This window comes from Blautia faecis, assembly GCF_027662325.1.
Lineage (GTDB): Bacteria > Bacillota > Clostridia > Lachnospirales > Lachnospiraceae > Blautia_A > Blautia_A faecis.
Genome location: NZ_JAQDKY010000024.1, coordinates 22,066 through 34,330 on the forward strand (window position 1 = coordinate 22,066; position 12,265 = coordinate 34,330).

General features: G+C 44.3%; 10 protein-coding genes and 2 pseudogenes. 2 read left to right on the forward strand and 10 right to left on the reverse strand.

Going from position 1 to position 12,265, the window contains the following annotated elements; translation table 11 throughout:
• Positions 1–351 precede the first annotated feature (351 nt).
• Entirely contained in the window at positions 352–1,797 is a 1,446-nt protein-coding gene (glgA, locus tag PGQ38_RS11810; protein ID WP_118580996.1) for a glycogen synthase GlgA, read from the reverse strand.
• A 91-nt stretch (positions 1,798–1,888) separates the two neighbouring features.
• Positions 1,889–2,695 (reverse strand): sporulation transcription factor Spo0A, encoded by an 807-nt coding sequence (spo0A, locus tag PGQ38_RS11815; protein WP_204453284.1) that lies wholly within the window; start codon positions 2,693–2,695, stop codon positions 1,889–1,891.
• Positions 2,696–3,267: 572 nt separating this feature from the next.
• On the opposite strand from spo0A, the gene PGQ38_RS11820 reads away from it, so the two are divergent.
• A complete protein-coding gene (locus PGQ38_RS11820; RefSeq protein ID WP_226855487.1) occupies positions 3,268–4,599 on the forward strand; it encodes a SpoIVB peptidase S55 domain-containing protein in 1,332 nt (443 codons plus the stop codon).
• A gap of 29 nt (positions 4,600–4,628) precedes the next feature.
• Here the strand turns inward: PGQ38_RS11820 and PGQ38_RS20030 are convergent.
• Positions 4,629–4,679, reverse strand: a pseudogene (locus PGQ38_RS20030) (DUF6783 domain-containing protein); the annotation flags it as partial.
• Between PGQ38_RS20030 and PGQ38_RS20035 the strand changes: the two are divergent.
• Positions 4,656–4,838 (forward strand): annotated as a pseudogene (locus tag PGQ38_RS20035) (DUF6783 domain-containing protein); the annotation flags it as partial. The pseudogenes PGQ38_RS20030 and PGQ38_RS20035 sit on opposite strands and share 24 nt — an antisense overlap.
• A gap of 30 nt (positions 4,839–4,868) precedes the next feature.
• Here PGQ38_RS20035 and recN read toward each other — a convergent pair.
• From recN to xseB, 7 genes are all read right to left on the reverse strand, one after another.
• Positions 4,869–6,545: a DNA repair protein RecN gene (gene recN, locus PGQ38_RS11825; RefSeq protein WP_226837138.1), complete on the reverse strand. Its 1,677-nt coding sequence runs from the start codon at positions 6,543–6,545 to the stop codon at positions 4,869–4,871.
• Positions 6,546–6,784: 239 nt separating this feature from the next.
• The gene (gene argR, locus PGQ38_RS11830) at positions 6,785–7,240 is read right to left on the reverse strand and encodes an arginine repressor (RefSeq protein ID WP_118581008.1); all 456 of its coding nucleotides are present in this window, start codon (positions 7,238–7,240) and stop codon (positions 6,785–6,787) included.
• Positions 7,241–7,431: 191 nt separating this feature from the next.
• Positions 7,432–8,310, reverse strand: coding sequence for an NAD(+)/NADH kinase (locus PGQ38_RS11835; protein WP_270431858.1), 879 nt, complete (start codon positions 8,308–8,310; stop codon positions 7,432–7,434).
• 55 nt (positions 8,311–8,365) lie between these two features.
• Positions 8,366–9,190, reverse strand: a complete 825-nt coding sequence (locus tag PGQ38_RS11840) for a TlyA family RNA methyltransferase (RefSeq protein WP_118581011.1) — start codon at positions 9,188–9,190, stop codon at positions 8,366–8,368.
• On the reverse strand, positions 9,187–11,070 hold the full coding sequence (dxs, locus tag PGQ38_RS11845) for a 1-deoxy-D-xylulose-5-phosphate synthase (protein WP_173715645.1): 1,884 nt from the start codon (positions 11,068–11,070) through the stop codon (positions 9,187–9,189). Before dxs ends, PGQ38_RS11840 begins: the two co-directional genes overlap by 4 nt.
• Positions 11,071–11,083: 13 nt before the next feature.
• Complete coding sequence (locus tag PGQ38_RS11850) at positions 11,084–11,980, reverse strand: polyprenyl synthetase family protein (protein WP_270431884.1); 897 nt, start codon at positions 11,978–11,980, stop codon at positions 11,084–11,086.
• Positions 11,964–12,188 (reverse strand): exodeoxyribonuclease VII small subunit, encoded by a 225-nt coding sequence (xseB, locus tag PGQ38_RS11855; RefSeq protein WP_270431862.1) that lies wholly within the window; start codon positions 12,186–12,188, stop codon positions 11,964–11,966. The genes PGQ38_RS11850 and xseB overlap by 17 nt, the downstream gene beginning before the upstream one ends.
• Positions 12,189–12,265 lie beyond the last annotated feature (77 nt).

Genomic DNA, 12,265 nt, shown 5'->3' on the forward strand with positions numbered 1-12,265 from the left:
ACAGCAACGCGCTTCGCGATGCACAGAAATCATGCATTTGCATGCTTTCTCGCCGCACTTCTCGGGTTTTCTGTGAACTACGTTCACAAAAAACACCTCGCGGAATGTTACCAGTGAACAGTAACTAAAATATTTCTGTAGCGAAAACCAACAGTATGGAACCTTTGTTTTCGACAGCCTTCAAATGTCCATATATACAAAATACAGGAGAAAATTAATCTCTCCTGTATCCTGAGGCGGACACTTTACAGAAAGTAGTATGTCCGAATTTCATCTTATTATGTACCGTATATATTATGTACCATATATATCTATATCCGTACTTTAAATGGCATATTTCTTACAGAATCCTTATTCCCCGATCAGCCAGTTGTACATCTCTTCATACTGACGTGCGGAATTACTCCATGAGAAATCCTTTGCCATAGCCCGGTCTACCATCTTATTCCATTCGCGCTTCTTGTCATAGTAAATGTGCTCTGCATAGCGGATCGTGGAAAGCATCTCATGTGCATTGTAATTGCTGAATGAAAATCCGGTTCCGGTTCCTTCGAATTCATTGTAAGGCTCTACCGTATCCTTCAGACCACCTGTCTCTCTGACGATTGGAAGAGTACCATAACGAAGGCTCATCAGCTGGCTCAGACCGCATGGCTCAAACAATGACGGCATCAGAAATGCATCAGAAGCTGCATAGATTCTGTGAGACATGCTCTCATCGTAATAAATCTGTGCAGAAACCTTGCCATGATATTTCCAGTCAAAGTGACGGAACATATTCTCATAGCGCTCATCTCCTGTGCCAAGAGCTACAATCTGTACACTATCCTGACAAAGCTCGTCCATGATATAAGCGATCAGGTCAAATCCCTTCTGATCTGTCAGACGGGAAACAATACCGATCATCATAGCCTTCGGATCCTGCTCAAGTCCTAAATCTTTCTGTAGCTGGATCTTATTCTTAACCTTCTCCTTACGGAAGGTGGTAGCATTATAACGAGCTGACAGATTAATATCTGTCTCCGGATTAAAATCATTATAATCAATACCATTTACAATACCACGCAGACTGTTGGAGCGTGCACGGAGCAGTCCGTCCAGACCTTCGCCATAGAACGGTGTCTTGATCTCATCTGCATATGTATTACTTACTGTAGTAACAGCATCTGCAAATACAATACCACCCTTCAGGAAGTTGCCATCCTTGTATGCTTCCAGCTTATCCGGTGTAAAATAGTAATCGGAAAGTCCTGTAAGCTCCTTGATCGTCTTCACATCATATACACCCTGGAATTTCAGGTTATGTATGGTCATGATGGTCTTAATTCCCCAGAAGAACTGATTCTGCTGGAAGCTGTCGTGCAGATAAACCGGAACAAGACCTGTCTGCCAGTCATGGCAGTGAATAATGTCCGGGCGGAAATCAATTACCGGAAGTACGGAAAGCACTGCCTTGGAGAAGAATGCAAATTTCTCCAGATCCCACGGAGCACTGTCATATGGCTTCGGTCCACTGAAATAATACTCATTATCTATAAAGTAGAACTTAATGCCATCATACTCCATCTGAAGAATACCTACATAACAGTTTTTGTATCCAAGATCCATGTAGAAGTGTGTGACATATTCCATTTTATCTTTCCATTCCTGCTTCATGCAGGCATATTTCGGTAAGATCACGCGAATATCAAAATAACGTTTATCAAAGCATTTCGGCAGTGAGCCGGCTACATCAGCCAATCCTCCGGTCTTAATGAAAGGCACTGCCTCTGATGTTGCAAAAAGAATTCTTTTCATCCAAAAAACCCTCCTTAGTAATAGCAAATAGCGTTACTGCCACTTAATGCCAGTAACCTGCTTCTGTCTTTTATTATACCCCAAATTCGGCTCATTGGAAAGAACGATTTTTATATTCCAGTCTGATTTTGTCAGCAATCAGTGCAATAAACTCGGAATTGGTAGGTTTTCCTTTCCCATTGCTCACTGTATAGCCAAACAGCTGGTCAATGGTATCCATTTTTCCACGGCTCCATGCAACTTCAATGGCATGGCGGATAGCCCGCTCCACGCGGCTTGGCGTTGTCTGATGGCGTTTGGCTATGGTTGGGTATAAAATTTTTGTAATAGAATTCAGCATTTCCATGTCATTTACGGATAAAATAATAGCATCCCGCAGATACTGATAACCTTTAATATGTGCAGGTACTCCGATTTCATGTATGATATCTGTCACATCCGTTTCCAGATTTCCTGAATTGTAAGTATTTTCCTCTTCCTTTTGTCTTGGACGGTTCATTTCCCTGGCGCGTCTCTCTCCCGCCCGGCGGATGTGTTTAATTCGGTTCAGCAGCATTTTGTTGTCAAAAGGCTTCAGCATAAAATAATCTGCTCCAAGATCAAAAGCGTCCTCTGTGATCCGCTCCTGTCCCACTGCCGAAACCACAATAAATGACGGCACTTTTTTCAAATTTTCATCGTGACTGAAGCGCTCCATCACTGAAAGTCCGTCTACTTTTGGCATGATAATATCCAGTACAACCACGTCAGGCTGTTTTTCCTTTATGATGTTACAGATTTCTTCTCCATTATGTGCTTTTCCAACCAGTTTCAGTTCTTCGTCCTGATCAATGATCTTACTCAGTACCTCCACCATTTTCTCATTATCGTCCGCAATTGCCACATTCAATTTTTCCATGAGGCCATTCTCCTTCTACTATTTTGAAAATTCTCCGGCAATCCACAGCCGGAAAGTTGCTATATTTCTGATATCAGGAAGCAAACGCGTTTTTCTTCCCAATATCTTCCTATCACCTGTACAAAACAGCAGGGCCCTGTTTGCTCTTGCACATTTTTCAGAAAAATTTTCCTTTGCTGTAACAACGTCTATTATAGTGGAACTGCCATGGGGAAATCAAGCCGAAACTGCCGTTTTTACTGCATTTTCGTTCGATTAGTTTCGAGCTTTTTTGCGTCTTTTAACGACAATAATTTCATTTTTTCTGAGGGGATTTTTATATTAAGACAGCGTTTTACACCGACTCTCAATTTAACACAGTTTATTTTTTTCGCGTTTTATGATTGAAAGATATGGAACAGGTTCATAAAAATACAAGAGTGAAATCATGATTTTTCTCCATACTAGTACAGTGAAAATTAAGTTTCTGCTATATTGACACAGTATATGAAAAATCAGACAAGTCACTATAGCGGTTACTTAATATTTGCTGTACCAGCACAGTGAAAAACAAAAGAAAAGGATGTGAAAACATGTACCAGAAACGAAAATACAAACATTTTATCCTGCTCTGTCTTGTCCTTGACCTTCTGACAATGGTATTTCTGGGATATCGTTATCTGGACCGGAAAATTCCGGATGAAATACACATTGACAAAAATTCAGGACTTGACCTTTCCCAGATTTCCAATCTTCCTTTTGTATCTTTCGGAGATACAATCACTACTTCCGGGGAAGGCAGCTACCAACTGCCTTGCAGACTTTTTGGAAAAATAGCTTTCAAGAATATTAAAGTGAAACCAACAGAGGCAGACACCATTCTGGTCAGCGGCAGCACAGTGGGGATTTACATGGAAACAGACGGAGTTCTTGTGATCGACACCGGAGAAATCCTTTCTAAAAATGGGCAGATGCAGGATCCGGCAAAAAATATTTTAAAGCCTGGCGATTATATTGTTGCACTAAATGAGCAGAAAATATCCTGCAAGCAGGATTTAATTAACGATCTGGAAACTATTGATGGAAAGCCTGTTACGGTAAGCGTGCGAAGAAATAACAGTACCATTCCGGTCTCTCTCTCCCCGGCACAGGATGCTTCCGGAAAGTACAAGCTTGGAATCTGGGTCCGGGATGACACCCAGGGAATCGGAACCCTTACCTATGTAACAAAAGACGGAAATTTCGGTGCTCTTGGCCATGGAATCAGCGATATCGACACAGGAAATCTTTTGTCAATAAAGGGAGGAAATCTTTACTGTGCCCAGATTCTCGGAGTGCAAAAAGGGGAAAAAGGAAGTCCCGGAGAACTTTCCGGGCTGATCCGTTACAGAAATGACAATGTGATCGGACAGATTCGTGTAAATAGTTCAAATGGAATTTACGGCAGTTTCACCAGCAGTTCTGGCAATAATATTACAGAGCTCCAGGCCGCAGCTTCTGCTTCAGATGATACGGTCAATGCTTCTGAAAGCTTTAACCAGTCCAAAACTTCTTTCTGGGATTTTGCAGACAGTTTTTCCGGAAATGATTCTCTGCCAATTTCCCTCCGCCAGATGAAAATCGGCTACAAACAGGAAGTACAGACCGGTCCGGCTTCCATTCTGTGTGATGTAGGTAATGGAGTAAAAGAATACGATGCAGAAATCACCAGAATCGACATGAACCACGAGGACACTAACAAAAGTTTCGTCATCCATATCACCGATCAGCGGCTTCTTAACACCACCGGCGGCATTGTCCAGGGCATGTCAGGCAGTCCCATCCTGCAAAATGGAAAAGTAATCGGTGCGGTAACCCACGTTTTTGTCCAGGATGCGGCAAGTGGGTATGGAATTTTTATTGAAAACATGCTGGAGCGTGTCTGAAAAAGGCTTTCTGCAAGATGTGCGTCACAATTTGTGGGAGATTTTGCCCGGATGAGGGCGCCGTAGTGGACTACGGCAACTGAATTCGGGCAAAATATACCGCAAAGTGGGGCGTGCAGATTGCGGGAATGATTTTTCAGACTCGCTCCGGAGCCTGCCTGAAAAAGCTTCTGATATACTCAGAAATCCCCTGTCAGACAGGAGCCTGTCTCACAGAGGATTTCAACTTACATGTTTGAAAACTCATTTTCTCAATCTACAAAAAGGAATTATGCCTTGCACTCCCTGGCCAGTTTTTTCATCTCCCTTGCATTTTCCAGCACAGCGCCAGTGATCTGGGCACCCCCAAGAAGACGGGCCAGTTCGCGGATGGAGGCTTCTTCATCAAGGGGATGGATCTGAGTGGTGGTCTTGGTGCCTTCAACCTGCTTCTCGATCTCAAAATGGGAATCTGCCATGGCTGCGATCTGGGGAAGATGGGTAATGCAGAGCACCTGATGATGATGCCCGATCACTGCCATTTTCTCAGAAACCTTCTGAGCAGTGCGTCCGCTGATTCCCGTATCTATTTCATCGAAAATCAGTGTTTCGATCTGGTCACGATCTGCCAGGATTGCCTTCAGGGCAAGCATAATTCTGGAAAGCTCACCGCCGGATACGATTTTACCAAGGGGCTTCAGACTTTCTCCCGGATTTGTGGAAATTTCATACTGAATTTCATCATAACCATTCTCTGTAAAACTGCTTCTTCTGGAAAACGTGATGGCAAACTGTACATCCAGAAAATTTAAGTCTTTTAATCCCTGAATTACCTTTTCCTCCAGCTGATGGCTGTATTCTTTACGAACCTCCGAAAGACGGCTGCAGGCTGTTTCCAGCTTTTTCTCTGCCTTTTTCAGTTCTTCCCTGGCAGCCTCAAAAATTTCTTCATACTTCTGAAGTTTGTTCAGCTTTTCCTGCTGTTTTTTCTGGTATTCCTGAATTTCTTCGATACGCTGACCGTATTTGGCTTTCAGACCATTGAGCAGATCCAGGCGGTGCTCTGTCTCATAAAATACGGACTCATCAAAAGTCATGTCATCCATATAGGAGGACAGCTCCCTGTTAAAATCATTGAGAAGTCCGTCCACTTCGCTTAAGGTCTGGGAAAGGGATTCCAGCTGTTCATCGTACTCTGTCACTCTGGAAAGCTCCCGAAGAGCCTCTCCCACTGCTTCCCCGGCTCCCTGTCCGTCATATCCGGTAAGGGCATGGGCACTTTGCAGGGAATCGATAATTCTGCGTCCATTGGAGAGCTTTCGATACTGCTTTTCCAATTCTTCGTCTTCTCCTGGAACCAGAGATGCTTTCTCAATCTCATTGATCTCAAATTCCAGAAAAGCCATTTCCCGATTCTTCTGCTCTTCGTCCATATCAAGGGATTTCAGTTCTGCCTGACATTTCTTATATTCCTGATAGGCAGCTTTCACCTTCTCTTTTTCCGGAAAGATTTTCTCACGGCCATAAGCGTCCAGGATTTCCAGCTGTTTCTCCTCATAGAGAAGGGACTGGTGCTCATGCTGCCCGTGAATGTCAAGAAGACAGGCTGCAGCGGCCTTCATCTGGCTGACAGTGCTTGTCTCCCCATTTATCTTATTAATGCTCCTGCCGTCCATGATTTTTCTTGACATGAGGATCTGTCCGTCCTCCGGATAAATATCAAGTGCGGCAAGTGCTTCTTTTGCTTTCGTATTTTCAACCTGAAATAAAAGCTCTACCAGTGCATAGGGCGCATTTTCCCTGATCATGCTTCTGGATGTCTTTCCTCCCAGGATCAGCTGCATGGAACCGAGAAGAATGGACTTACCGGCACCAGTCTCACCGGTGAGGATATTCAGCCCTGGTCCGAATTCCACTTCAATTTCATCTATGAGTGCAAGGTTTTTTACGTGTAAATGTACTAACAAGGTTGACCTCCTTACGTTACTGTATATTCAAATGGACAGTAACTCCTTACTCTTTTCTCATACCCTTATAAACAGGCCTAAATGCCCATATGTAATGTCAGGCAACGCTATGCTTCAAAGCCACACATGCCCTTCAGATAGTAACAATCGAGCAGGAAATTCCTGCCCGATCCACTTTATGTTCTCAGTCAGCTCTGAAACCCGATTGAAAATTCCGGTCATGCAAACTGTTTCCATTTTTATCTTCTGTTCAAAATACTGCCCAGCTTCTCCATGACACCCTCCGCCAGCTCAGAGCTTTTGCAGGCACACATAATCGTGTCATCTCCTGCAATACAGCCCAGGATTTCCGGCCATTTCAAGGCATCCAGAGCTGTGGCAACTCCCATTGCCATTCCGGTAACTGTTTTGATCACTACCAGATTCTGTCCAACCTCAATGGACACAACCGCATCATTTAACACTCTTGTATACTGGTCCCCAAGCCCTGGCTGTGTATCCTGCAGGATGGCATAGCGGGATTTCCCGTCTTTTCCTGCAACCTTGGTCATTTTCAGTGCACGGATATCTCGTGAAACCGTAGCCTGTGTCACCTTAAAACCGGCTTCATTCAATCTGGCTGCAAGCTCTTCCTGTGTATCTATGTCATATTCTTTTATCAGTTCGATAATTTTCTCATGTCTTGCTAATTTCACTTCTTAACCTCCCCTGCAAAGATTTTCTGCCCTGAAGTCTGTTAAAAAAGGCTGTCACTTACAATACCCCTTTTTCAAACAAGCTCTAAATGAACCTTTGCAACGCATTCTGAAAATGATATTATCAATAAAATTCCCATACTATAATTAATACTTATAATAATATTTGTATTCTAACGCATTAAAAAAAATCAGCTATCCCTCATTTTTTGTCTCAACACTTCAACAAAACTAAGATGATTCAGCTTCAAAATCCTGGTTTTCACCTCTGCCTTTCGGATCACAATCTTATCTCCTGTGATCATTGGAATCTCAGAATCCCCATCAAAAGAAGCCAGTCCTTTTTCACAATCCTGGTGACGTCCCTCTCCCATTTCCACCGTGATCACATCTTCCGCCGGGAAAACAATGCTTCGGCTGTTCAAAGTGTGTGGCGCGATCGGTGTCATAATCGTCATCTCTCCACTTGGTGAAACAATAGGACCGCCAACAGAAAGGCTGTATCCTGTCGAACCTGTAGGTGTGGAAATAATAATTCCATCAGCGTTATAAGAGTTCAGATATTCGTCATTGACAAAATTTTTAAATCTTACAACACGAAGGGGACCTTCCCTTGCAATTACAATGTCGTTTAAGGCAATATCCTTGCCAATGACCCTGTCTCCCCGGTAAACAGTCCCGGAGAGCATCATTCTCTCTTCCACCTCGTAGACATCCTCCGTAAGCTTGTCAAGAGCCTGGTATACAGACTGCCTGTCCACCTCAGCCAGAAAGCCCAGATTTCCAAGATTGACTCCCAGAAGGGGAATCTGACTGCGCTTCTTATCGTGAGCCGCCTGAATGTCTCTGGCAGCCTGAAGAAGGGTTCCATCACCGCCAAGTACGATAATGCACTGTGTTTCTTCCGGAATCTTTCTTGGATCCGTATAGTGGAACAGACCTGCAGTCTGTCTTCCTGCAAGCTGAACTTCACAGTGTCCGCCTCTTTTTCCAAGATAATCCACTACCCGGTCTGTAAATTCCAGATTTTTATCTTTTTCATTGTTGGTTATAATATAAAACTTATTCATACCAAAGTCCTGTATCTGTTTACTGCCCCTGTAAGCAACAGCATTCAACTGCATACTATTTTTCTGCCGGTTTATCCAATGCTCCGTGTGCCTGTGCAACCACATCCTCCACTTTCACAGTAAGACTGTCCGGAACCTCCGTTCCCTCCGGTCTTTTCTTCAGATGCAGAAGATATTCAATATTTCCCTCTGGTCCTTTGATCGGAGAAAAAGAAAGATGGCATGGCTCGAGGGAAATACTCATGGCGAAATCCCTCACCTTCTCTATCACTTCCTCGTGTACAGCAGGATCACGGACAACCCCTTTCTTTCCCACCTTTTCCCTGCCAGCCTCAAACTGGGGTTTTATCAGGCAGACGATTTCGCCATCCTCTGTAAGAAGATTTCTCACAGGTCCCAGTACCTTGGTCAGGGAAATAAAGGAAACATCAATAGAGGAAAATGCAGGTTTCTCCTGGATATCCTCCGGTACCACATAGCGAATGTTGGTTTTCTCCATGCACACAACTCTTGGGTCGTTGCGAAGCTTCCAGTCCAGCTGGCCATATCCCACATCAATAGAATATACCTTCACACCGCCATTCTGAAGCATACAGTCTGTAAAACCGCCTGTAGAGGCGCCTACATCCATGCACACCTTCCCCTCAAGACTTACATCAAATTCATTCATTGCTTTTTCAAGCTTCAGGCCGCCGCGGCTTACATATGGAAGGGTGTTTCCTCTGACTTCCACTTTCACCGTTTCAGTAAACATGGAGCCTGCTTTATCTTCCTTCTGACCATCTACATAAACCTGTCCGGCCATGATATATGCTTTTGCTTTTTCTCTGGAAGGTGCAAGAGCGCGCTCCACCAGCATCATATCCAATCGTTTCTTCATTCTCTTATTCCTTCTGAATAGTTACCTGAAATTTTCTTTATCTTCTCTGCAATGGCATTGGCGCTAAGCCCCAGCTGTACCCTAAGACTGTCCACACCTCCATGAGGCACAAAACGATCCGGAATAGCCACTGGCAGCACCTGGATACCAGGATGATGTTCTTCCATGTAACCGCATACCTGCTGTCCAAAGCCACCATTTTGCACATTTTCTTCTACTGTTACCACCAGGCTGTGATTCCGCGCCAGCTGATCCAGCAAAGCTGTATCTAATGGCTTTACAAATCTGACATTTACAAAGGTAGAATCAATTCCTTCCTTCTGTAATTCACTGCAGACCTCTGCACAGATCTCCACCATGCTTCCAAGTGCCAGAACTGCTACCTTACAACCGCTGTGAAGGACTTCACTTTTCCCCATCTCCACAGCTGTCTGATATTCCTGCAGCCCCTGATATGCATTACCTCTTGGGTAACGGATTGCTACCGGGCCATCCGCTTTCACAGCAAAGCGAAGCATTTCCTTTAACTCCCAGTCATTCTTCGGTGCCATCACTGTCATTCCAGGCATCATGCTGAGATAGGAAATGTCAAAATTGCCCTGATGTGTCTCACCATCTGCTCCAACAAGACCTGCCCTGTCCACTGCAAAGATCACATGAAGCTTCTGCATGCACACATCGTGAAGCATCTGATCCACAGCTCTTTGCAAAAAGGAGGAATAAATGGCAACCACCGGGACTACTCCGCCAAGTGCCAGTCCGGCTGCAAAGGAAACTGCATGCTCTTCTGCAATTCCCACATCAAAGAACCGGTCTGGAAATCTCTGGGAAAACTTTTTCAGCCCGGTACCATCAGGCATGGCAGCTGTAATGGCAACCAGCTTCTCTTCTTCTGCTGCCACCTGGCACAAAGCATCTGCAAACACATCTGTATAACCCGGACAGACCTTCTTCTGGGTTGGCTTTCCAGTCTTGATGTCAAACGGTCCGATTCCATGAAACATATCCGGATTCTGTCTTGCAGGTTCATAGCCACGTCCCTTTTCTGTAAGAACATGAACCACAACCGGTCCCTTCACACGCTTTGCCTCATTAAAAAGACGCATCATCTGGCGCATATTATGCCCGTCCACCGGTCCAAGATAGGTCAGGCCCATATTTTCAAAGAGCATTCCCGGAATAAAAAGCTGCTTAATGCTGCTTTTCGTCCTTCTCACAGCATCCACCATAGCGGTTCCCACACGGGGAATCTTTTTTACCGCCTTATTCAAGCTCATTTTCATTCCGGTGTATGCTTCTGCAGTACGGATCGCACTGAGATAATTTGACATTCCTCCTACATTTGGAGAGATTGACATATTATTGTCATTTAAAACAATTATAAAATTGGTATCCAATTCGGCTGCATTATTCAGCGCCTCATAAGCCATACCGCCTGTAAGCGCACCATCGCCGATCACAGAAACCACATGATAATTCTCTCCAAGAAGATCCCTTGCATGCACATAACCAAGGCCTGCAGAAATAGAATCTGAGCTATGTCCCGCGTCAAAAGAGTCGCAATTGCTCTCCCCTCTTTTTGGAAAACCACTCAGTCCGCCTTCCTTGCGCAGGGTCTCAAATTCACCTTTTCGTCCGGTGAGGATCTTATGAGTATATGCCTGATGGCCTACATCCCAAATCAGCTTGTCATCTGGAAAATCCAGTACATTATGCAGTGCCAGTGTAAGTTCTACCACTCCAAGATTGGATGCCAGATGTCCTCCTGTCCTGCTGACGGATTCAATCAAAAAGCTTCGTATTTCTTCTGCCAGCTGCGGAAATTCAGCCAGAGGAATTTTGTGAATATCGTTGGGCTTTTTTATTTTATCCAGAATCATTTGTATCCTTCTTTCACTTCCTGCGTCCCACCAGCTCGTTCACCAGAGTAAACAGGAATTCATTTTTCTTATTCAGTCCTTCAAGCAAAGTAACTGCCTCATCTGACAGCTTCTTCACCTGCTGTGATGCTTTCTCAATTCCCATAAGTGTCACATAAGTAGTCTTATGGTTCTTCTCATCACTGTGAATTGGCTTACCCAGCTCTTCCTCGGTGCTGGTCACATCCAGGATATCATCCTGGATCTGGAACGCAAGGCCGATATTTTTTGCTGCCTTTTCTACTATAGCAGTCTCTTCTTCCGTGGCACCTCCAAGAATTGCGCCTGTCATCACAGAAGCTTCAATAAGTGCAGAAGTCTTATTCTCATAAATATAATCAATCATCTCACGGCTCATAGGCTTGCCGTCATTTTCCACATCCACACTCTGTCCGCCAAGCATTCCGTAAAGTCCGGTCTTATGGGACATTACCTTCAGTGCCTGAATCACATGTGCCTGACAATCTGGTGTATCTGCCGTGTCAAAAGCTGTAAGCATCACTTCATAAGCATAATTGAGAAGTGCCACACCGCTAAGAACCCCCATAGCTTCCCCATAAACTTTATGAGTAGTAAGACGTCCTCTCCGGTAATCGTCATTATCAAGAGCCGGAAGATCATCATGGACCAGTGAATGGGTATGAATCATCTCCATTGCTGCCATAAAAGGATATGCCAGCTTCTCTTCTCCTCCAAACAGCCTTAAGGTTTCCAGGATCAGCATAGGGCGAAGGCGCTTTCCTCCTGCCAGAATACTGTAATTCATTGCCTGTGCCATAGTCTTCGCAAAACCTTCCTCTGCAGGAAGATAAGACTGGATCACTTTATTAATTTCTTCTGTTCTTTTCTTTAATTCATCTTGAAAATTCACCAAGGCTACCATCCTCATTCATCTGCAGCATTTTTTTCTCTACGGTATCAAGCTTATCATTGCAATATTTCAGAAGCTCCATTCCCTGTTTATAAAGGCGAAATGAATCTTCCAGAGAGGTCTCACGGTCTTCCAGCCTTCTCGCCAGAACATCCAGCTCTGAAAAAGCCTCCTCCAGAGTTTTCTCTTCTTTTTTCTCATCAGCCATCCTTCCGCACCTCCGTCTTTATTGCTGCACACATTGTGCACAGAAGTCTTTTACTAGCTATGCACGATCTGCATGCT

Bases quoted from the DNA above. Each gene is read 5' to 3' on its own strand.
- xseB (WP_270431862.1), bottom strand. From the start codon at position 12,188: ATGGCTGATGAGAAAAAAGAAGAGAAAACTCTGGAGGAGGCTTTTTCA.
- spo0A (WP_204453284.1), bottom strand. From the start codon at position 2,695: ATGGAAAAATTGAATGTGGCAATTGCGGACGATAATGAGAAAATGGTG.
- PGQ38_RS11820 (WP_226855487.1), top strand. From the start codon at position 3,268: ATGTACCAGAAACGAAAATACAAACATTTTATCCTGCTCTGTCTTGTC.
- glgA (WP_118580996.1), bottom strand. From the start codon at position 1,797: ATGAAAAGAATTCTTTTTGCAACATCAGAGGCAGTGCCTTTCATTAAG.
- PGQ38_RS11835 (WP_270431858.1), bottom strand. From the start codon at position 8,310: ATGAATAAGTTTTATATTATAACCAACAATGAAAAAGATAAAAATCTG.
- PGQ38_RS11840 (WP_118581011.1), bottom strand. From the start codon at position 9,190: ATGAAGAAACGATTGGATATGATGCTGGTGGAGCGCGCTCTTGCACCT.
- dxs (WP_173715645.1), bottom strand. From the start codon at position 11,070: ATGATTCTGGATAAAATAAAAAAGCCCAACGATATTCACAAAATTCCT.